Origin of the sequence: Micromonospora sp. WMMC415 (genome assembly GCF_009707425.1) — a bacterium.
In the GTDB taxonomy this organism is placed as follows: domain Bacteria; phylum Actinomycetota; class Actinomycetes; order Mycobacteriales; family Micromonosporaceae; genus Micromonospora.
The window spans coordinates 5579430-5599382 of the sequence record NZ_CP046104.1; the positions used below are offsets into that span (position 1 = coordinate 5579430).

Here is a 19953-nt window from a genome sequence, read left to right on the forward strand (position 1 = left end):
CCGGACCGGCACACCAGATCGCCCCACCTCCCGCGTCGGAGGTGGGGCGATCTCCCGTCGGGCCGCCGGCTACCGGCGCCTCAGCGCGAGCCGCGGTTCGAGCGCCAGGTAGAGGCCCTCGACCGCGTTCTCCGGGTTGAACGGGGACTGCTTCATCTCGTGGACCCGGTTGAGGTTGTTCAGCGGGTTCGGGTCACCGCTGGTGTCACCCTGGAGGTGCGACTGGACCAGCTTGTACGCGTTCTCGGCGTCGTTGAGGTCGGCGATGCCGGTGATGATCCGGTCGAACGCCGCCTGGAGGTGCAGCCGGTCCCGCTCGTCGCTGGTGAGCCGCTGCGCGTTGTAGAAGTGGTAGTCCTTGCCGCGGTAGCTCTCGTAGAACACCGAGACGAGCACGAGCAGGCGCTCGTACGCGTGCCGGTAGACGGTCTGGTAGAACCGCCCCGCCTCGTCCTCGGCGACCTCACCGCGCAGCACGCTGGAGATGCTGGCCGCCGCGAGCATCCCGCTGTAGGTGGCGAGGTGCACGCCGGTGGACAGCAACGGGTCCAGGAAGCACGCGGCGTCGCCGGACAGCAGGTAGCCGGGCCCGGCGAAGGTCTCCGACACGTACGAGTAGTCCTGCTCGACCTTCATGTCGGCGACCTGCTCGGCGCCGTCGAGCATCTCCAGCACCGTCGGGCACTGCGCCATCGCCTCGTCGTACACGGCCTGGATGCTGCCCAGCCGTCCCCGGCTGTCGTTGAACAGGTCCCGGCCGGTGACCAGGCCGACGCTGAGCGTCCCGTCGTGCAGCGGGATCGCCCAGAACCAGCCGTTGGGCACCGAGCAGACGGCGATGGCCCCGTCCGGCCCCTTGCCGAGTGGCCGCGCACCCTTCCAGTACGACCAGGCGGCGACGTTGCGGAACACGTCATGGAAGCGGCGGCTGTGCAGGTAGCGGGTGGCCAGCACGCCGCCGCGCCCGGACGCGTCGACCAGCTGGTCGAAGACGATCCGGCCGCCCTGGTCGGCGTTCTTCGTCTCCTGCCAGTTGGCGGCGACCGCCCGGTCGCCGTCGAACTCGATGTCGCGGACGGTGATCCCCTCGACCACGTCGACGCCGAGGGTCCGGGCGTGGTCGAGCAGGAGCTGGTCGAACTCGCTGCGGATCACCTGGAAGGCGTTGGTGTTGTCGGCACCCTGGTCGGTGAAGCGCACCTCCCACTCCTCCGGCCCCCAGGCGAAGTACGCGCCGCCCTTCGGCTGGAACCCGTGCGCCTCGATCTTCTCCCAGACGCCCAGCTTCTCGAAGATCGGGCGACAGGACGGCAGGATCGACTCCCCGATGTGGTAACGGGGGAAGCGGTCCCGCTCCAGCAGAGTGACCTGGAAGCCCTCCTGGGCCAGCAGGCCGGCCGTGGTGGAGCCCGCCGGGCCGCCACCGATGACAAGAATCTGGGTTGATTCACGCATACCGAGAGCATGATGATCGCCGATGGGTGGCCGGTCGATCGCGGGTCGAGGCGGCCGGTTCACGCGGCCACGTCCGGGCCGCGCAGCGGGATGCCGTGCTCCTGGGCACGCAGCCGCTCCTCGGCGGTCTGCTCGACCCGCCGCATGCTGAGCCGCAGCACCGGCGGCGCCATCAGCGAGGTGGCCACCGCCACCAGCACCAGGATCGTGTACGTCTCGACGCCGAGCACCCCGAGACGCAGGCCCACCATTGCGATGATGATCTCGATGACTCCCCGCGCGTTCATGCCCGCGCCGACGGCGAGCCCCTCCCAGTGCCCGAGCCGGCTCAACCGGGCGCCGACGTACGCGCCGACGAACTTGCCGACGACCGCGACGGTCAGGACGGCCAGCGCGGAGAGCAGCACGACCGGCCGGGCCAGCACGGTGAGGTCCATCCGCAGGCCGGCGATGGCGAAGAAGATCGGGGCGAGCACGGCCATGACGACGGTCCGCAGTGGCCGCAGCCGCGACCGGTCCAGGCCGCCGGAGCTGCCGATCACGATGCCGCACACCAGCGCGCCGAACACCGCCTCCAGGTGCAGCAGGTGCGTGGCGGCGGCGGCGAGGACTACCAGGACGACCACCGTCGTCACGGTCACCGCCTCCCCCTCGTCGCCGTCGACGCGCGCGGCCCGGCGCAACGCCCGGCGGACCAACGGGCGGGCCAGCACGGCCAGCAGGAGGATGGCGACCAGGGCCGCCACGGAGAACGCGATGCCACCGGCACGGACGCCGGTCGTCGCCATCGCGGAGACGACGGACAGCAGCATCCAGCCGATGATGTCGTCGACGGTCACCGCGCAGAGGATCAGCTGCCCGACGTTGCGGTGCACCAGCCGAAGCTCGGTCAGCGTCTTGGCGATGACCGGGATGGCGCTGACCCCCATCGCGACGGCGAGGAAGAGGGCGAAGGTGATCTCGTCCACCCCGTCCGGAATCAGCGACCCGGGCAGGGCGAGCCCGGTGAGCACGCCGAGGGCGACCGGCAGTAGCACGCCGGCGGCGCTGATCCGGGCGGCGGTCATCCCGCGGCGGCGCACCAGGTCCAGGTCCAGGTGGATGCCGGTGAGCCCGACCAGCAGCAGGACGCCCACCTGGCCGACCGCGTCGAGCAGGTTGATCTGGGCGGCCGACTGCGGCAGGAACCAGTCGCCGAGGCCGGGCAGGTGACCGAGCAGGCTGGGCCCGAGCAGGACGCCGGCGCAGAGCTCACCGGCGACCGCCGAGAGGCCGAGCCGCTGGGCGAGCCGGCCGAGCACCAGCGCGGCCAGCAGGAGCAGCCCCACCTGGACGAGGAAGCGGTCGAGATCCGCCGCGGAGATCATCCCGAGCGGCGCGGTGGCCAGGGTCATGTCGTCCTCCCGTTGGTGTCACGGTCACCGCGCGCCACCGCCCATGCGGGGACAGCCCTACCGCGGGGAGCGCGGTAAGGCTGTCCACGAAGGGGTCGGTCAGAGGCAGGGCCCCTCGTACGCGCCGATGTTCGGCGTGGTGCCGGTGACCTCGTTGCCCCAGAAGTCCCGGCCACCGTTGTCCGGCACGGCCACGCCGGCGTCGACGGCCGGCGAGCCGCACCGCAGCCGGAGGCCGGCCGGGCGGTCGACGGTCGGGTTACGGAACAGCGGGTCGCCGTTCACGGCGTTGGTGGTGTTGGCCGCCATGCTGGTGACGTTGTGGTACAGGTTGTGGTCGTAGACGCCCACCGGGTCGTCGATCCGGGCACCGGTCGCCTTGCCGGAGAAGATGTTGTTGGTGAAGGCGATCGAGGTGTGCGGGAAGGCGCCGGCGAGGTTCTCGGCGTTCGGCGCGTAGATCGTGTTGTTGTAGAACTTCGAGTTGGTGATCCCGTTGTCGCAGCCCGCCGCGACGACCGGGATGATGAAACCGTCGAGGTTGACGTCCTTGTCGTTGTCGCTGATGTTGTAGCGGATGACCGCACCGTCGCCGAACGACCCCTCGGACGCGCAGAACAGGATGAACGGCCCGTTGTTGTCGTGGCTGTAGTTGTACTGGTAGAGCGGGTCCTGGCTGCCGGCGTCGACGGTGAGCGAGAACGACGGCGGGAACGCGGCGCCGCCGGTGATCTCGTTGTACTCCATCACCGGGCGGTCGGAGTTGTAGGCGAGGATCGCCGCGTGCGACTGGGCGGCCCGCAGGCCGAAGCCGTCGACCTTGTTGCGCGCGGTCCGCGAGTCGATGCCGTTCATCACCAGGATGCCGTCGCCGCCGAGGTCGGACAGGGTGTTCCGGAGGAACTTCACGTTCGTCATCGGCACGAAGTGGTTGCGCCCACCGGGGAACAGGTCGCGCTTGGACCAACTGGAGAGCGTCCCGATGCCGACGTTGTCGACGCCGCTCACGATGCTGTCGGTCACCCGGATCCGGTCGAAGCCGGTGGGCGTCGTGTCGCCGGCGGCCTCGAAGAGGATGCCGCCGCTGTTCTCCAGGTCCGGGTTCAGGCAGTCACAGCCCGGCACGTCGTGGACGTGGACGTTCTCCACCACGTAGTGCTTGCCGGTGCCGTAGTCCTCCAGCAGCACGTAGATGCCGACCCGGGCGGTCCCGTCGGCCGGGCCCGGGTTGGTCACCTCCAGGTCCCGGATCTCGTAGCCCTGCACGTTGCGCAGGAGGACCGCCGCCCGGGTGCCCGGCGCGACGATCTTCGGCCGGGCGCCGGTGCCGTACGCCGCGATGGTGATCGGCGTCGAGGGCGTGCCCGACCCCTTGGGCTCCAGCACCCCCTCACAGGTGGTGCCGCGGCGGAGGAGGACCTTGTCGCCGGGGCCGAGCGTGGCCTGGTTGACCCGTGCCAGCGAGCGCCAGGCGGTGCTCGGCTTCGTGCCGTCGGCCGAGTCGTCGCCCGCCACGCAGTCGACGTGGTACGTCCGGGCCTGCCAGGTGGTGGCGTTGGCGGGCGAGGCGGGGGTGACCGCCGCCGCCAGGCTCGCGCTCAGGGCGACCATGAGTATCCGACCTCCGATTCGACGTACGCCGCGGAGACGTGTTCGGGAACGGCCAGGGGTATCTGTCATGACGGGACTCCAAGCGCTGTGCCCGGCCACCGCCCCTGAGCTGCGGGGACGAGGGCCGGTGCGGACGGGCGGTAGCCCGTCCATGGTGGATTTCCCGTCTCGATCTGGGCTCGACGGTTGGGATTCCCCAACCGGCCGCTACACCGCCCAGCCCTGCCGCCGCCACGCTGCGTCCGCGAACTCCCACTCACAGCGAGCACCAGTCAAGAACCACTCGACGAGCCGGGTCCGGTTGCCGTCACCGCCCGCCTCGACGACCTCGTCGACCATCGCCAGCCAGGCGGCCACGTAGTCGGCGAACCCGTCGTACGCCAGGTACTGCTCGATCCACGGCCCGTAGCGCGACGACCGGTCGGCCCGTTGCCGCAGGTCGTCGGAGACGAGCAGGTGGAACCAGCTCATCGGCAGCAGCGCGCCGACGCCCGCCGCGAACGACGTCACCGGCGCCGCGAGCATGACCGACGTGTACGCGTGCACCGCTGGCGCGGGGCCGGCGAACGCCGGGCCGGCGGGCCGGCCGAGCGTCTCCGCCAGCCGGCCCAACTCCCGGTCCAGCCGGGGCAGCGAGCCCACCGTGGCCTGCGCCGCCCCGGCCAGCAGGCCGGCGTGCTCCGACCGGTCGGCACCCGCCGCGCACCGGGCCAGCGCCCGCGCGTACGCCGGGACGACGTACCGGGCGTCCTGCTCGGCGAACCACCACAGCGCCTCCGGCGGGAGCGTCCCGTCGCGCAGCCCGGCCCAGAACGGGTGGGCGGTGACCCGCGCCACCAGCGGCGCCGCGAGCGCCGCCAGTTCGTCCTGGGGCCGCGCCCGGGTCGCCGGCCCGGCCGTCACGTCGCCGCCGGGGTCAGCCGCTCGGCGCCGGACACCTCGGCGAGCACGTCGGTGAGCACCTTCTCCGGCTCGCCGGAGCCCTCGACGCTGCGCCAGGCCACGAACGCGTCCGGCCGCACCAGCACGGCCCCGCGCGAGGAGACGCCGAACGCGGCCGCCCAGTCGGCGCCCGTCGTGGCGACGTCACCGCCCGGACCGACCCGCACCGACCGCAGCGGCACCGACGTCCGCGCCGCCAGGCGGACCGCCGCCTCGTGCCAGCCGTCGTCCTCCGCGCCACTGACCAGCACGAACGATTCCCAGAACAGGTCGATCGTGGACAGCTCCCGGTCACCGGAACGCAGCCACAGGTGCGGGGCCCGGGTGCCCGGCTCGCCCGCCAGGGTCAGCGGCGCGGTCAGCACCGGCGGGTGGTCGTCGGCGAGCACGGCGGCCGACCGGTACCGGTAGCCGAGCGTGATGATGATGTCGTCGACCATCTCCTTCTCCGGCCGGCCGTCGCTCTGCCCGTGCCGGATGCGGTTACGGACCATGGCCTGCTCCGCCATCGCCGAGCCCACCGCGTGCCGCTCCTGGTGGTACGTGTCCAGCAGCGCGGAGGTGCCCCACCCGTGCAGTTCGGCGGCCAGCTTCCACGCCAGGTTGTGCGCGTCGTGAATGCCGGTGTTGGCGCCGAACCCGCCGGCCGGCGGGTGCACGTGCGCCGCGTCGCCGGCCAGGAAGACCCGGCCGACCCGGAACCGGTCCGCGACCAGCTGCGAGCCCTCCCACGGCACCTTGGCCACCACCTCGACCGCCATGTCGGGCCGGCCGGCGGCCTCCCGGACGATCCGCACGCACCGCTCGTCGGTGAAGTCCTCCGGCGACTCGCCCCGGTCCGGGTGGTAGACCGGCGCGGCCAGCCACGGGTCGCAGCCGTGCAGCCGGGACAGCCCGGTCATCGTCCCGCCCACCGTGGCGTAGCAGAGGATGAACGGCCGGTCGGCGAGGATCCGCTCCAGCTCGGGGGCGCGGAAGTAGATGCTCAGCGCGTGGAACACCGAACCGCGACCCGACCGGCCCACGCCCAGCAGACCCCGCACCGAACTGCCGGCCCCGTCGGCGCCGACCAGGTAGCGGGCCCGGACCGTCCGCTCGACGCCGCCCTCGTCGGTCACCGTCGCGGTCACGCCGTCCCCGTCCTGGTCGACGGCGGTCAGTCGGGCACCGAAGCGGATCTCCGAGCCGAACTCCTTCGCCTTGGCCGCCAGCACCACCTCGTAGCGGTCCTGGCCACAGCCCATCACCCGCTCCGGGCTGATCTCCGGACCGTCCAGCGACGGCGCCTCCAGCACCTGGGCGTTCGCGATGTCGGAGTACGTGCTGACCCGCAGGATCCCGCCCTCGAAGTAGCGGTGCGAGTCACCGATCTCCAGAGCCCGGATGTCCGGGCCGATGCCGGCGGCACGGAACAGCTCCATGGTGCGCGCCTGCAGACCCGGGGCGCGGGGCAGCCGGGACGTGTTGGGCCGCTTCTCCACCACCAGGGTGGGCACGCCGTGCCGGCCGAGGAAGACCGCCGTGGACAGGCCCACCGGGCCGGCGCCCACGATCAGTACCGGGACCTCTTCGTCGTACATCCTGCTCCTCCTGGGCTCGTCGGCTCAGCTCGCCCGGGCCACCGGGCCGCGCGCGGCCGCCGCGGCCTCGACCAGCCCCTTGATCCGGTTCATCTGGATCACCGTGTTGCGGTTCAGGTGCGCGGTCATCGCGTCGTCGTCGACGGGCGCCTGCGGCTTCATGTGGAAGTCCTGCACCCAGCGCATCCGCACCCCGCCGTCGACCTCGGCGTACGTCCAGTGGATGTTCATGTACTCGAACGGGCCGGTCTCGATCCGGTGGGCCCGGACCTCGCGGCGCTCCCGGTCGACGGTGCGCTTCGACACCCAGCTCCACACCGTGCCGTCCTCGTCGGGGTGCATGGTGAGCCGGAAGGTGACGCTGTCGCCGTCCCGTTCGAGGATCTCCGCGGCGGCGTACTCGCTGAACAGCTGCGGCCACGACGCCACGTCGTTGGTCATGTCCCACACCACGTCCATCGGCGCGTCGATCACGATCGCGTTGTCCGTGTGTCCTGCCATGCTGCTGTCTCTCCTCACTCGACGCCGGCCCGGGTCACCGCCCGGCCGGCCGCTCCGGTCAGCCCGCCGCGGTGACGACCGCGGCGGCGTTGAAGCCGCCGTACCCGCGGGCGACGACCAGCGCCGTGCGCAGGCGCGCCTCCCGGGGCACATCCCGCACCAGGTCCAGGTCACACCCCGGTGCCAGCCGCGCCACCCCGACGGTCGGGGGGATCACCTGGTCCCGGAGGGCGAGCAGGGCGCACGCCAGGTCCAGCGCGGCGCCGCCGGCGTAGAGCCGGCCGGTCATCGTCTTCGGCGCGGTCACCGGCACCCCGACCGGACCGAACACAGCGCTGATCGCCGCCGCCTCCGCCCGGTCGGCGTCCGGCACCCCGGCCGCGTCGGCGAACACCACGTCCACGTCGGAGGGTGCGACGCCCGCGTCGGCCAACGCCAGCTCGATCGCCCGCCGCAGGCCGGGTTCCCGGCCGGAGCCGGGCCGCGGGTCGAAGGTGGACCCCTGCCCGGCGATCACGCCGTACACCTTCGGCGCGCGGCGAACCCGCGCGTCGGCGGCGTCCTCGACGATCAGCATGGCCCCGCCCTCACCCGGCACGTAGCCACCGGCGTCGGCGTCGAACGGCCGGTACGCCCGCTCCGGATCGTCGCCGCCGCTGAGGGTGCCCTTGCTGAGCTGTGCCGTCAGCCCGTACGGGCACAGCGACGCGTCGGTGCCGCCGGTGACGACCAGCCGGGTCCCCTGCTGGACGAGCGCCCGGGCCTGCCCGGCGGCGTCCAGCGCCCCGGCCTGCTCGCTGCACACCACACCGCACGGACCGCGCATCCCGTGCCGGATGGAGATCTGCCCGGTGGTGGCCGCGTAGAACCAGGCGATCGACTGGTACGCCCCGACCCACGACGGTCCCTTCGTCCAGAGCCGCTCGATCTCCCGCTGCCCGAACTCCGTACCGCCGGACGAGCTGGCGGTGACGACGGCCATCTCGTACTCGGGGAACCCCGCCGGGTCGGCGCCGGCGTCGTCGAGAGCCCACGCGGCGGCGGTGAGGCCCAGGTGGGTCCAGTTGTCGGTCTGCGGGATGAGCCGGCTCGGGACGTGCGCGGCGGCGTCGAAGTCGTGGACCTCGCCGGCCAGCCGCACCGGGTAGCCGGTCGGGTCGAAGCGGCTGATCCGGCCGATGCCGCTGCGGCCGGCGAGCGTCGCCGCCCAGTACGCCTCGGTGCCCAGCCCGTTCGGGGCGGTGACGCCGATCCCGGTCACCACGGCCGTCCGGTTCATCGCGGATCCTCCCCGCGGTCCTTCGTGATGACCATCGCCGTCTGGAAGCCGCCGAAGCCGCTGCCGACGCTGAGCACGCCCCGCATCCGGTGCTCCCGCGCGGTGATCGGCACGTAGTCCAGGTCGCACTCCGGGTCCGGGTTGCGCAGGTTGGCCGTCGGCGGCACCACCTGCTCCTCCAGCGCCAGCGCGCACGCCGCGACCTCGATCGAGCCGATCGCGCCGAGCGAGTGCCCGACCATCGACTTGATCGAGCTGACCGGCACCTGGTACGCGCGGTCGCCCAGCGCCCGTTTGAACGCGGCGGTCTCGTGCCGGTCGTTCTGCCGGGTGCCGGAGCCGTGCGCGTTGATGTAGTCGATGTCCGACGGGTCGAGCCGGGCCGCCGCCAGGGCCTGCCGGATCGCCTCGGCCATCTCCCGGCCGTCCGGCTTCAGCCCGGTCATGTGGTACGCGTTGCTCCGGCTGGCGTACCCGGCGATCTCGGCGTAGACGTGGGCACCCCGGCGGCGCGCGGCCTCGCGCTCCTCCAGGATCAGCACGGCGGACCCCTCGCCGAGGACGAAGCCGCGCCGCTTCGCGTCGAACGGGCGGGACGCGTGGGCCGCGTCGTCGTTGTCCGGCGAGGTCGCCTTGATCGCGTCGAAGCAGGCGGCGGTGATCGGCGACAGCGGCGCGTCGGTCGCGCCCGCGACGACGACGTCGGCCCGCCCCGACCAGATGAGGCTCGCCCCGTTGCCGACCGCGTCCAGCCCGGCCGTGCAGCCGGTGGAGATCAGCGACACCGGGCCCTCGGCGCCGACCGTCCAGGCCACCTCGGTGGCCATGGTGCTCGGCACCATGTACCCGTACAGCTGCGGCACCGTGTACGCGGGGTCGACCAGCCAGCGCCGGCCGCCGTCGCTGAGGACCAGGTACTCCTCCTCCAGTCCGGTGGTGCAGCCGACCGCGCTGCCGATGCTCACACCGGTCCGCTCCGGCGGCACGTCGGCGTCCTCCAGCCCGCTGTCCGCCCACGCCTCGCGGGCGGAGACCACGGCGAACTGCGCCGCCCGGTCCATCCGGCGGATCTCCTGGGGGCTCAGCCCGTTCGCGGCCGGGTCGAAGTCGCACTCGGCCGCGATCCGGGACCGGAAGTGCGAGGCGTCGAAGAGGGTGATGGGACGGGTGGCGGTGCGCCCGGCGGTGAGCAGGTCCCAGTACGCCTTGGTCCCGATGCCCCCGGGCGCCACCACGCCGATGCCCGTCACGACCACCCGACGGTGTCCGGTCATCGGCGCGGGCCCCCCACGTCCGGGACCGGGGCGCCACCGGAGGCGGCGGGCAGCTCCTCGGTGTCGACGTGCCCCAGCTCGGGCCGGGGGGCGAGCGGGCTGAGGTGGAACACCGCCCGCACCTCCTCGGCGCCGGCGTTCCACACTCGGTGGCGCTTGCCGATCGGCACCAGCAGGCCCTCGCCGGGGACGAGGTCGACCTCGCCGGCGTCCTCCACCCGGGCGGTCAGCCGGCCACTCACGACCAGCAGGAACTCCTCCGAGTACGGGTGGTAGTGCTCGGTCACGTACTCGCCCGGGGCGAGGGTCAGGGTCCCCATGAAGCCGGAGGTGGACCCGACCGTCTTCGGGCTGAGCACCACCCGGATGTCCCCGCCCCGCCGCCGGTTCGCCGGAACGTCGTTGGCGGAGACCCGCAGCGGGCGGGTGGGGGTCTGCGCGAGTTCACTCACCGGGGGCCTCCCAGACGTAGAACGGATCGGCCATGGCGTCCTTCGGCTCGCGCCAGTTCGGGTCGTACGGCCGGATGTGGTGGGACAGCTGCTCGTTGATCTGCCCGTAGAGGGGGTGGCTCCGCGCCTGGTACAGCCGGGGCGAGATGTCCTCGTCGGCCTCCACCAGGTGGAAGTACAGGTCGTGGAAACGGAAGAGCGTACGGCGCGTGACGCCGATCATCCGCGGCAGATCGGTGGAGTCCGAGCTGGCGAATATCTTGGCCACGTCGTCCGCTTTCTCAGGGGCCATCCGGGCAACGATCAGCGTTCGATGCACACCAATCACCTCTCACTCGTTGCGCCGATGATGCGGCATCCCCCGGCAGGGACGGTCGAACGCTGCTCGACGCCTCGACGGGGCCGCCGACGCCGGCGCCGTCCACGTACACCGGACCGCGCCGGCCTCGACAGCCGCTCGACGAGGTGATCCGCGTACCGCATGACCTGCCTGGTGAGAGCCGGTGCGGTCGCCCGCCACTAGGGATTCACACAGTGGTTGCCGGAGGCCCCGCCGCCGACAATGGGGCCGGTGTCCCCACCCATTCCGGAGGCCGCGTTGACGAGTCCCCGAGTTCTCCACGCGAACGGAAAGAATTGGAGCCATGACCCGGCCGGCCGGGTCGTCATCACCGGTTTCGGTGTCATTTCCAGCATCGGATCCGGACGGGCGGAATTCCTCGCCGGCCTGCGGGAGGGACGGTGCGGCGCGAAACCGATCAGCAAATGGGACGCCACCGGTTTCCCGCACGACCACGCCTGCGAGGTCACCGACTTCGACCCGGCGTCGGTGCTGGAACGCCTCGACCCGAAGGCCAGCGGCCAGGTGGCGGCCCTCGCCGCCGCGGCGTCCCGGATGGCCGTGCGCGACGCGGCCCTCGACCCCGCCGCCGTCCGCGACGAGGGCGGCCTGATCGCCGTCGGCACCACGTGCGGGCAGTCGCTCGACCTCGACGCGCTCGCCGAGGTCGAGCTGCGCGAACCGGACGCCGTGCCGCCCGGGGACCTCGCGCGGCTGCTCCAGCCCGGGCGCCTCGCCACCGCCGCCGCGGCCGAGCTCGACCTGCGCGACGTCGAGACCCTGACCATCCCCACCGCGTGCGCGGCCGGCAACTACGCGATCAGCTACGGCGTGGACGCGATCCGCTCCGGCGACGCCGAGTACGCGATCTGCGGCGGCGCCGACTCGGTCAACCGGATGGCGTTCGCCGGCTTCGTCCGGATGGGAGCGATGGCCCACGAGCGGTGCCGGCCTTTCGACCGGGAGCGCGACGGCACGATGTGGGGCGAGGGCGCCGCCATGCTGGTCCTGGAGAGCCTCGACCACGCCCGGCGGCGGGGCGCCCCGATCCTCGCCGAGGTGCTCGGCCTGCACCTCAACTGCGACGCCGACCACCCCACCGCCCCGGTACGGGAACGTGTCGCCGAGTGCATGGCGGGCGCCCTGGCCGACGCCGGGGTCGACGCCGCCGAGCTGGACGTGATCTTCGCCCACGCCACCGGTACCCGGGCCAGCGACCCGATGGAGGTGGGTGCCATCCGGGACGTCTTCGGCGTGCGGCCCCCGCCCCCGGTGGTCGGGGTCAAGTCGATGATCGGCCACACCATGGGCGCCGTCGGCGCCCACACCGCCATCGCCGCGCTGCTCGCGATGCAGCACCAGTTCCTGCCGCCCACGGTGAACTTCCGCGAGCCCGACCCGGACTGCCAGGTCGACTGCGTACCCAACGTGGCCCGGCCGTCCGCCGTCCGCACGGCGCTGGTGAACTCGCTGGGCTTCGGCGGCAACAACGCCACCCTGGTCCTGCGCGGCCCCGGCGAGGCCGGTCCGCGCCCCGAGGCACCTGGAGCCGACGCATGAACGTGGTTATCTCCGGCCTGGCCGTCGTCTCGCCGTTCGGGCTCGGAACCGGGCCGTTCACGGCCGGGTGGCGTGCCGGCCGTCCCACCGCCGCCCCCGGCGAGGACCCGCCGGTCGCCCGGCTGCCCGAGCTGGCCGGCGACGACTTCACCCCGAACCGCCGGGTCCGGCTCAAGGAACGCTCGTCCGCCCTGGCGGTCGGCACGGTCGGGGCGCTGCTCGCCACGTACGACCTGGGTGACGTGCCCGCCGCCCGGCGCGGCGTGGTCCTCGGCAGCGCGCTGGCCAGCCTCGACTCGTACCTGGCCGTGTCCGGTGGCTCGCTGGCCGGCGCCAAGCCGCACTTCATCGACCACAATCTGATGCCGCCGGGCATCATGAACTACACCAGCAGCCAGGCCGCCATCCGTTTCGACCTGCGTGGCCCGAACGTCACCGTGACCTCCGGCCGGGCGACCGGGCTCACCGCCCTGGGCTGTGCCCGCCGGCTGGTCGCGGCCGGCCGCGCGGACGTCGTGCTGGCCGGCGCGTTCGAGGCGCTCAGCCCGCGCCGGCTGCGGCTGGAGACAGCCGCCGACCGGGCGCCCGCCCTGACCGGCGAGGGCTGTTGCGTGTTCCTGGTGGAGACGGCGGAGTCCGCCGAGCGGGCCGGCCGGCGGGTCCTGGCCGCCCCGCTGGCCCTGACCGCCGGCTTCTTCCCCGAGCCGGACGGGGGGCGGGCGGCGCTGCACCGCGCGGTGACCCGGGCGCTGCGGCAGGCCGGCGTCACCGCCGGGGACGTCGCCACGGTCGTCCGGGGCGCCGCCGCCCCCGGCCGGTACGCCGACGACGAGACGGCGGTCCTCACCGACGTCGTGCCCGGCGTACCCGTGCTGGACCCGGCGACCCGCGTCGGCGACACCTACGGCGCGTCCGCGGCGTTCGGCGTGGCCGCGGCGATCGTCGAGGCCGGCGCGGAGCCCTCGCCCGGCGTCACCCTCGTCACCTCCATCGACCCCGACGGCCAGGTGGCCTGCGCCGTCCTGGCCCCCGGTGCCCGGGTGCCGACCCCGGTCGGCTGACCCTGCCGGTGACGGCACCCTCCACGATCGTGCCCGCAGCGCCGCAGGCGGCGTCAGTGGCGGCCGGCGGCGGCCAGGCTTGGGTCGTACCGGAGGGCCCGGACGATGGCCTCGGCCCGGCTGGACACCTCCAGCTTGCGGAAGATGCGGGTGAGGTGGAACTCCACCGTGCTGCGCGAGATGTGCAGCTGCCGGGCGATCTGGTCGTTGCCCAGACCGGCGCAGAGCGCCCGCAGCAGCTCCACCTCGCGGCCGGTCAGCCCGGCCGGGAGTCCCCGCCGCGCCGGCGTCGCCACCCGGCGGATGGTGAACTCGGTGCCGGCCAGCCGCAGCGCGGCCACCAGCTCTCCCGGTTCGACGTCACCGGCGAGGTAGACGTCGCTGTCCGCGCCCTCCGGCCACCGGCCGCCGGGGTCGACGACGGCCACCCGCGGGCGGCGCGGCTGCGCCGGCCGGGGCAGCGCGTTGGGCGGCGGTGGCCCGGCGCCGACGGCGACGAGCAGCCAGTCGACCGGGGAGCAGGGGTCGTCGACGACGGTGAGCAGCGCGCGCAGCGCCGCGGCCCGCGGGGCGGGCCAGTCCCCGGCGAGGACGACCCGGCCGGGTCCCCGGGACGGCGCGGGCGGGCCGGTCCGTACGGCGCCGCCCGCCGGCTGCCCAGGTTCAGGCGACCGCTTCCGTCTCATTGGCGTTCTCCTCGACCAGGGCCACCACCGCCGCCAGGCTCGTCATCTTGGGGATGTCGGCGTCGGGGATGCGTACCCCCAGGTCCACCTCGATCCGGGCCAGGATGTCGATGACGAGCATGGAGTCGGCGCCGTAGTCGTTGATGAAGTCGCCGTCGGGGGTGAGCTGCCCGGGTTCCAGTTCGAGGATCTCGGTCACGACAGCCGCGAGTTGCGCCGTCCGGTCGTCGTCCGCCCCGGCCGGTGCGGTGTCCGCCACCGGCGCGGCCGTGACCACGGGCGCCGGCTCGGCCGCGACCCGCGGCGACGGTACGACGGCCGTTGCGCCCCCGCCGCCCAGCGCCGTCTGGATCAGCTCCGCCGCCTGCCGGTTACCGGCGTCGGTGAGGTGCACGGTGTCGGCGAACGAGTCGCCGACGAACCGGTCCGCCGCCAGGTCCAGGAAGGACACCCCGAGCTCGGCGCAGCCGGCGGCGAGCACGTCCGCGTACGCCTTCCAGTTCTCCTCGATCGCGCTGTGCAGGATGCCGAAGACGGGCGCGTCGAAGTCGTAGCGCGCCCGCTCCTCCGGCGTGATGTCGCGGGTACGGGTGGAGGCCAGCGGCTGGAGGCAGAGCAGCACGCGGGTGCCGGCGGGCACCGCCTTGGCGAGGACCCGCAGGTCCCGCAGCCGGCGTGCCGCCGCCACGGCCATCCGTTCACGCACCTGGGCGAGGTCCCAGGCGGGCGTGGTGGTGCGGGGACGGCGCACAGCGTCCAGGTCGGGCACCGTCTTGCCGGCGGCGAGTACCGCCAGGTCGAACAGCGGCACCTGCGTCAGGTCGTCGAAGGTGCGCTCGTACGACACCGTGCCGTAGAGGTTGTCCGGGGTCAGCGAGCCGACCAGGTTCACGAAATCCGGCCCGCCGCCGATGATGACCACGGTGGACGCCTTCTCCAGGAACGGCACGGCGGCCACCAGTTCCTGGAGCGACACCGCCGCGCAGAGGCCCAGGTTGAGCTGCCGCACCCCGGTCAGCCCGGCCAGGTACGACGCCACGGTGGTGGCGTCCGACGACGCGGCGAGCGCGAGGGCCACCGAGTTGCCGAGCAGGATCCCGCCGCCGCCGGCGGCCAGCCAGCTCGCCGAGTCCACCGTGCCGTACGGGGAGTCGGAGAGCCGGAACCCCGCGTCGTCGGTGTTCAGCATGTCCGACCGAAGGCCCGGTGCGAGCGTGAACCCGAGGAACGGGTGCGGGTAGAGGTCGATGCCGTGCCGTTCCAGCAGCATGCCACCCCGGTGCCGCCGGGCGAAGGACTCGTGCTCGAACTGGGGTGTGGAATTCATTCGGTCACTCCCGTACGTCTCGTACTCGTCGTCGCGTTCCCGGTCCGGACGCCCGCCGAGGGTCACAGGGCGGGATCCACCACCGCTCGCACCGTGGTCGACCGTCCCCGGTCAGCGGGGCGCGGCCACCACGAGCCGCTCCAGCTCCGCCACCACCTGCGCGGGCGACGGCTGGGCGGCCAACTCCCGGCGCAGCCGGTCGGCCGCCTCCCGGAACCCGGGCTCGGCCAGCACCCGCCGCAGGGCGGTGACCACCGCGGCCGGGTCGGCGTCCTTCGCCGGCACCACCAGGCCGGCCCCGGTCTCGGCGAGCCGGGCGGAGTGCCGCGTGTGGTCGGGCAGCCGGGGAACGAGCACCTGCGGCAGCCCGTACGACACGGCGGTGAGCAGCGACCCGGCGCCGCCGTGGGCGACGACGGCGGCGCAGCCGGGCAGCACCAGGTGCAGCGGCGAGCCGGCCACCACGTGCACCCCGTCGGGTACCGGCCCGAGCAGGGACCGCTGATCGGGGCTCACCGCGACCACGACCTCCACGTCGAGGTCGGCGAGCGCCCGCACCACCGTCCCGGCGAGGAAATGGTCCGGTCCGAGGCGGCCCATCGTCGTACCCCAGGTGACGCAGACCCGGGGACGCGCGCCGGGTTCCGGCAGCGGCGGGGGGACGACGCCCGGGCCGTTGAACGGCACCTGGCCGAGCGGCAGCCGCCGCGAGCCGACCTGCGGGAGCTGAAGGCCGGCCGGGTACGGGTCGACCGTGGCCACGCCGAACGGGTCCACCCCGGTCAGCCCGTACCGGGCGCCGAGCGGGTCGAGCACGGCCGGCAGGAACTGCGCGGCCCGACCGCCGAGCAGGTCGGTGCCGAACAGGTGCCGGACCGCCGGCACGCCCGCCGCGGCGGCGGCGACCGGCCCGGCGAAGGCGCTCGGCTCGAACACCAGCAGGTCCGCCCGCCAGCGCCGGGCCAGGTCGACCAGGTCGTCCAGCATCGCGTCGGCCAGCTCGGCGAAGAGTTTCAGGACACGCGGGCCGCCGCCGTTGGCGCCGGGCGGCGTGGCGACGATCTCACGGAACGCGGCCTCCGCGTCGACGTCGCGGCCGACCGGGGCGAACGGCAGGCCGGTACGCAGGGCCACGTCGGTCAGGGCGGGCTGGCTGGCCACCAGCACCTCGTGCCCGGCGGTACGGCAGGACCAGGCCAGCGGCACCATCGCGTACAGGTGCGAGGGCCATGCCCAGGTGGTAAAGAGGATCCGCATCGGCCCATGGCAGCACCGCCGGCTGGGCGGGCCCTCCACGACCGCTCGACCCCCGCCGCCCGGTGCGGGTCGCCGGTCGAGCCGGGCTCGAGCATCCGCCCCACCCCGCCCGCCGCGCCGCCAGCGAGCGACCAGCGCACTGGTGTTGGGTGCCCCTGACACGCCTGCCGCCGGACGCGAGAGGGTGACATGGAGCTAGGTATCGGGCTGCCGACGATGATCCCGGGGATCGCCGGCGCGGATCTGCTCACCTGGGCGCGCCGTGCCGAGAAGCACGGCTTCGCCTCCCTCGGGGTGCTGGACCGGCTGATGTACGACGGTTACGAACCACTGATGACGCTGGCCGCGGCGGCCGGCGCGACCAGCCGGATCCGGTTGACCACCACGATCCTCATCGCCGCGTACCGGGGTGACCGGGCGCTGCTGGCCAAGCAACTGGCGAGCCTGCACCGGCTCTCCGGCGGGCGGCTGGTGGTCGGTGCGGCGGCCGGCGGCCGGCCGGACGACTTCGAGGCGTGCGGCACCCCGTACGAGCAACGGGGCCGGCGCCTCGACGCGCTGCTGGGCGAGTTGCGGCGGTCGTGGGACGGCGGGCCGGACGCCCTGGTGCCGGGCCCCCGCTGCCCGGACGGCGGCCCGACGCTGCTGGTCGGGGGCCACTCGCCGGCGGCGATGCGGCGGGCCGCCGCGTACGGCGACGGGTGGATCGCCGGTGGCAGCTCCGCCAGCGGGTACGACGAGCTGGCCGGTCGGGCCCGGCAGGCGTGGCGGGCGGCGGGGCGGACGGACCGGCCCCGGCTGGTCGCCATCGCGTACGTGGCCCTCGGGCCCGGTGCCGCCGACCGGTCCGCCGCGTACCTGCGCGACTACTACGGCTTCCTCGGCTGGAAGGCCGACATCGCGGTGAAGAGCGTCCTCACCGACGCGCAGCAGTTGCGGACGTTCGTCGCCGACTACCGCGCGGTGGGCTGCGACGAGCTGATCCTCTTCCCGTGCGTCCCGGAACCGGCGCAGGCGGACCTGATCGCCGACGCCGTCCTGGGGTGAGTGGCGTGACCGAGACGCTGCACGTCCTGGTGCTGCTCGGCAGCGGCACGGTGGCCGGGGTGCTCTTCGCCGTGGCGCTGAGCACCGTCCCGGCGCTGGCCGCGATGCCCCCCGACCGGTACGTGCAGGCACACACCCTGCTGGGCCGCAACTGGGACCCGACGATGCCGCTGATCGTCCTCGGCAGCACGCTGCTGGACCTGTGGCTCGCGTTCCGGACGACCGCGCCGGCACCGCGGGCGCTGATCGTGGTGGCCGCCGTGTGCCTGCTCGGGGTGTCGGTGGTCTCGCACTTCCGGAACGTGCCGATCAACCGGCGCGTGCACCGCACCGACCCGGCGGCCATCCCGGCCGACTGGGCCGACCCGCGCCCGGTGTGGCGGCGCTGGCACCTGCTGCGGACCGCCCTGGCGCTCGTCGCCTTCACGGCGAACAGCCTCGCCGTGACCGCCTTCTGAAAGGACCACAGATGAGTCACGACCGAGAGCTGGCCTTCGTCGGGTTGGGCGGGATGGGCGCCGGCATGGCGCGGTGCCTGCGCGCCGCCGGTTACCCCCTCGTGGTGCACAACCGGACGGCGGCGAAGGCCGCGCCCCTGGCCGAGGCCGGGGCACGTGTCGCCGCCGCCAGCGGCGAGGCCGTGGAGAACGCCCGGATCGTCGTGCTGAGCCTCAGCGACCAGAATGCGGTCGAGCAGGTGCTGTTCGGCGAGATGCTCGGCTACCTGCGACCCGGCACGCTGGTGGTGGACACGTCGACCCTGTCGCCCGCGTACTCGGCGGAGGCCAGCGAGCGCCTGGCGCGGGTGGGCGTACGGCGGATCGAGGCGTGCGTCCTCGGCAACCCGCCGATGGCCCAGGCGGGCAAGCTGCGCATCTTCACCGCCGGTGAGCGGTCGGGCGTGGAGGAGGCGCACGACGTGCTCGCCACGCTCGGGCAGGAGATCCGGTACGTCGGCCCAGTCGGCGCGGCGAGCACGCTGAAGCTGGCCTTCAACCTGATCCTCGGCAACCAGGTGGCCGCGCTGGCCGAGGCGGTGGCGTTCGTCGAGAGCAGCGGCCTGGACCGGGAGCGGTTCCTCGCCGCGCTCACCGCGAGCGGGTTCAGCTCCCCGACCCTGGCGTTCCGGGCGGAGATGGTGCGCAACCGCAGCTACGAGCCCCCGCAGTTCCGGGTGAACCTGATGGCGAAGGATCTTCGGCTGGCCGTCGACGAGGCGGACGCCCGAGGTGTCGGCCTGGCGGTGACGGCCTGCGCGGCCGACCGGTTCACCGAGGCGGTGCGGGCCGGGGACGGCGACAAGGACGCGGCCGTCGTCGCGGAGCCCCGCTCCCCCGTGGCGGAGTTTCCGCCACAGGGTTGATCTGATCAACACATGAGCTGGGCATCCCGATGTCGCGGCTGTCGCCCTGCCGCCCTGGAAGCGGGTCGCGCAGCGGGAGTCAGCGGACGACCTTGAGGTTGAACATCGGGGTGTCCAGCGCGCCCATCAGGCGCAGCCACAGTGGCAGCAGCATCTCGGTGCCGCGAGCGGTGGTGATGTCGCCGAGGTCGACGACGTCGGTGTGACCGAAGGACTCGAGGATTCCCGTCACGGTCTTCTTGGCGTCGGCGTCGTTGCCGCTCACGAAGATCGAGTGGTCGCCGTCGGCGAGCGCCTTCGGGTTGACCATCAGCGTCGCGGTGAGCGTGTTGAGGGCCTTGACCACCCGTAGTTGCGGGAAGGCCGCCTGGATCTGCTCGCCGAGGCTGTCGGTGTCCTTGACGAACAGGGTGGGCGGGAACCCGTTGTCGAAGTCCAGCGGGTTGGCGATGTCCACGAGGATCTTGCCGGTCAGATTGTCGGTGCCGGCGGCCTGCAGCGCCGCGATCGAGACGCCGCCGGAGGTGGCGTTGACCAGCAGCTCGGCGCCGGCGGCGGCGTCGGCGAGGGTCGCCAGGCGCACCTGGGGGTGCTCGGCGGCCCACGCGGCGTAGGGCGGGTTGCCCATCCCGTCCGGGGTGGTCCTGGCCAGCGTCGCGGCGACATCGCGGGTGCCTACGGTGACGTCGTGGCCTAGCTCCGCAAGGCGGCCGGCCAGCGCCTGGCCGACCATGCCGGTGCCGAGAACTGCGATCTTCATGGTGGCGCTCCCTCGTCAAGTCCCGGCGCTTGCCCGCGGCAGGCGCCCTTCGGGCACACCCAAG

General features: G+C 73.5%; 19 protein-coding genes. 5 read left to right on the forward strand and 14 right to left on the reverse strand.

Going from position 1 to position 19953, the window contains the following annotated elements:
- Positions 1–69 precede the first annotated feature (69 nt).
- The 10 genes from GKC29_RS26095 to GKC29_RS26140 form a co-directional block, all read right to left on the reverse strand.
- Complete coding sequence (locus GKC29_RS26095; RefSeq protein WP_155333329.1) at positions 70–1455, reverse strand: NAD(P)/FAD-dependent oxidoreductase; 1386 nt, start codon at positions 1453–1455, stop codon at positions 70–72.
- A 59-nt stretch (positions 1456–1514) separates the two neighbouring features.
- A complete protein-coding gene (locus GKC29_RS26100; protein WP_155333330.1) occupies positions 1515–2849 on the reverse strand; it encodes a cation:proton antiporter in 1335 nt (444 codons plus the stop codon).
- Between the two features lie 99 nt (positions 2850–2948).
- Positions 2949–4460, reverse strand: coding sequence for a right-handed parallel beta-helix repeat-containing protein (locus tag GKC29_RS26105; RefSeq protein ID WP_155333331.1), 1512 nt, complete (start codon positions 4458–4460; stop codon positions 2949–2951).
- 207 nt (positions 4461–4667) lie between these two features.
- Complete coding sequence (locus GKC29_RS26110; RefSeq protein WP_196255741.1) at positions 4668–5363, reverse strand: TenA family protein; 696 nt, start codon at positions 5361–5363, stop codon at positions 4668–4670.
- Positions 5360–6982 carry an FAD-dependent monooxygenase gene (locus tag GKC29_RS26115; protein ID WP_155333333.1) on the reverse strand — a complete coding sequence of 541 codons (1623 nt, stop codon included), beginning with the start codon at positions 6980–6982 and terminating at the stop codon, positions 5360–5362. The genes GKC29_RS26110 and GKC29_RS26115 overlap by 4 nt, the downstream gene beginning before the upstream one ends.
- 24 nt (positions 6983–7006) lie before the next feature.
- Positions 7007–7483 (reverse strand): SRPBCC family protein, encoded by a 477-nt coding sequence (locus GKC29_RS26120; RefSeq protein WP_155333334.1) that lies wholly within the window; start codon positions 7481–7483, stop codon positions 7007–7009.
- Between the two features lie 58 nt (positions 7484–7541).
- Positions 7542–8762 carry a ketosynthase chain-length factor gene (locus tag GKC29_RS26125; protein WP_155333335.1) on the reverse strand — a complete coding sequence of 407 codons (1221 nt, stop codon included), beginning with the start codon at positions 8760–8762 and terminating at the stop codon, positions 7542–7544.
- Positions 8759–10036 carry a beta-ketoacyl synthase gene (locus tag GKC29_RS26130; RefSeq protein ID WP_155333336.1) on the reverse strand — a complete coding sequence of 426 codons (1278 nt, stop codon included), beginning with the start codon at positions 10034–10036 and terminating at the stop codon, positions 8759–8761. Before GKC29_RS26130 ends, GKC29_RS26125 begins: the two co-directional genes overlap by 4 nt.
- Entirely contained in the window at positions 10033–10488 is a 456-nt protein-coding gene (locus tag GKC29_RS26135) for a cupin domain-containing protein (RefSeq protein ID WP_155333337.1), read from the reverse strand. Before GKC29_RS26135 ends, GKC29_RS26130 begins: the two co-directional genes overlap by 4 nt.
- On the reverse strand, positions 10481–10816 hold the full coding sequence (locus tag GKC29_RS26140) for a TcmI family type II polyketide cyclase (protein ID WP_366597785.1): 336 nt from the start codon (positions 10814–10816) through the stop codon (positions 10481–10483). Before GKC29_RS26140 ends, GKC29_RS26135 begins: the two co-directional genes overlap by 8 nt.
- Before the next feature lie 243 nt (positions 10817–11059).
- Here GKC29_RS26140 and GKC29_RS26145 point away from each other — a divergent pair, with 243 nt between their 5' ends.
- On the forward strand, positions 11060–12388 hold the full coding sequence (locus GKC29_RS26145; protein WP_230688825.1) for a beta-ketoacyl synthase: 1329 nt from the start codon (positions 11060–11062) through the stop codon (positions 12386–12388).
- Positions 12385–13449: a beta-ketoacyl synthase N-terminal-like domain-containing protein gene (locus GKC29_RS26150; RefSeq protein WP_155333339.1), complete on the forward strand. Its 1065-nt coding sequence runs from the start codon at positions 12385–12387 to the stop codon at positions 13447–13449. Before GKC29_RS26145 ends, GKC29_RS26150 begins: the two co-directional genes overlap by 4 nt.
- Positions 13450–13502: 53 nt before the next feature.
- Here GKC29_RS26150 and GKC29_RS26155 read toward each other — a convergent pair whose 3' ends face one another.
- The 3 genes from GKC29_RS26155 to GKC29_RS26165 form a co-directional block, all read right to left on the reverse strand.
- Positions 13503–14135 (reverse strand): response regulator transcription factor, encoded by a 633-nt coding sequence (locus GKC29_RS26155; RefSeq protein ID WP_155333340.1) that lies wholly within the window; start codon positions 14133–14135, stop codon positions 13503–13505.
- On the reverse strand, positions 14113–15462 hold the full coding sequence (locus tag GKC29_RS30190) for an acyl carrier protein (RefSeq protein WP_230688826.1): 1350 nt from the start codon (positions 15460–15462) through the stop codon (positions 14113–14115). The genes GKC29_RS26155 and GKC29_RS30190 overlap by 23 nt, the downstream gene beginning before the upstream one ends.
- Before the next feature lie 111 nt (positions 15463–15573).
- A complete protein-coding gene (locus GKC29_RS26165) occupies positions 15574–16719 on the reverse strand; it encodes a nucleotide disphospho-sugar-binding domain-containing protein (RefSeq protein ID WP_155333341.1) in 1146 nt (381 codons plus the stop codon).
- A 189-nt stretch (positions 16720–16908) separates the two neighbouring features.
- Between GKC29_RS26165 and GKC29_RS26170 the strand changes: the two genes are divergently transcribed.
- The 3 genes from GKC29_RS26170 to GKC29_RS26180 are packed head-to-tail and all read left to right on the forward strand — an operon-like array spanning position 16909 to position 19129.
- Positions 16909–17766 carry an LLM class flavin-dependent oxidoreductase gene (locus GKC29_RS26170; RefSeq protein WP_155333342.1) on the forward strand — a complete coding sequence of 286 codons (858 nt, stop codon included), beginning with the start codon at positions 16909–16911 and terminating at the stop codon, positions 17764–17766.
- A gap of 5 nt (positions 17767–17771) precedes the next feature.
- Positions 17772–18224: a DUF1772 domain-containing protein gene (locus GKC29_RS26175; protein ID WP_155333343.1), complete on the forward strand. Its 453-nt coding sequence runs from the start codon at positions 17772–17774 to the stop codon at positions 18222–18224.
- A gap of 11 nt (positions 18225–18235) precedes the next feature.
- Positions 18236–19129 (forward strand): NAD(P)-dependent oxidoreductase, encoded by an 894-nt coding sequence (locus GKC29_RS26180; protein WP_155333344.1) that lies wholly within the window; start codon positions 18236–18238, stop codon positions 19127–19129.
- Between the two features lie 79 nt (positions 19130–19208).
- On the opposite strand, the gene GKC29_RS26185 is transcribed toward GKC29_RS26180, so the two are convergent.
- Complete coding sequence (locus GKC29_RS26185) at positions 19209–19889, reverse strand: NADPH-dependent F420 reductase (protein ID WP_155333345.1); 681 nt, start codon at positions 19887–19889, stop codon at positions 19209–19211.
- Positions 19890–19953 lie beyond the last annotated feature (64 nt).

Bases quoted from the DNA above. Each gene is read 5' to 3' on its own strand.
- GKC29_RS26165 (WP_155333341.1), bottom strand. From the start codon at position 16,719: ATGCGGATCCTCTTTACCACCTGGGCATGGCCCTCGCACCTGTACGCG.
- GKC29_RS26185 (WP_155333345.1), bottom strand. From the start codon at position 19,889: ATGAAGATCGCAGTTCTCGGCACCGGCATGGTCGGCCAGGCGCTGGCC.
- GKC29_RS26180 (WP_155333344.1), top strand. From the start codon at position 18,236: ATGAGTCACGACCGAGAGCTGGCCTTCGTCGGGTTGGGCGGGATGGGC.
- GKC29_RS26100 (WP_155333330.1), bottom strand. From the start codon at position 2,849: ATGACCCTGGCCACCGCGCCGCTCGGGATGATCTCCGCGGCGGATCTC.
- GKC29_RS26120 (WP_155333334.1), bottom strand. From the start codon at position 7,483: ATGGCAGGACACACGGACAACGCGATCGTGATCGACGCGCCGATGGAC.
- GKC29_RS26130 (WP_155333336.1), bottom strand. From the start codon at position 10,036: ATGACCGGACACCGTCGGGTGGTCGTGACGGGCATCGGCGTGGTGGCG.
- GKC29_RS26150 (WP_155333339.1), top strand. From the start codon at position 12,385: ATGAACGTGGTTATCTCCGGCCTGGCCGTCGTCTCGCCGTTCGGGCTC.
- GKC29_RS26155 (WP_155333340.1), bottom strand. From the start codon at position 14,135: ATGAGACGGAAGCGGTCGCCTGAACCTGGGCAGCCGGCGGGCGGCGCC.
- GKC29_RS26095 (WP_155333329.1), bottom strand. From the start codon at position 1,455: ATGCGTGAATCAACCCAGATTCTTGTCATCGGTGGCGGCCCGGCGGGC.
- GKC29_RS26125 (WP_155333335.1), bottom strand. From the start codon at position 8,762: ATGAACCGGACGGCCGTGGTGACCGGGATCGGCGTCACCGCCCCGAAC.
- GKC29_RS26105 (WP_155333331.1), bottom strand. From the start codon at position 4,460: ATGGTCGCCCTGAGCGCGAGCCTGGCGGCGGCGGTCACCCCCGCCTCG.
- GKC29_RS30190 (WP_230688826.1), bottom strand. From the start codon at position 15,462: ATGAATTCCACACCCCAGTTCGAGCACGAGTCCTTCGCCCGGCGGCAC.
- GKC29_RS26115 (WP_155333333.1), bottom strand. From the start codon at position 6,982: ATGTACGACGAAGAGGTCCCGGTACTGATCGTGGGCGCCGGCCCGGTG.
- GKC29_RS26170 (WP_155333342.1), top strand. From the start codon at position 16,909: ATGGAGCTAGGTATCGGGCTGCCGACGATGATCCCGGGGATCGCCGGC.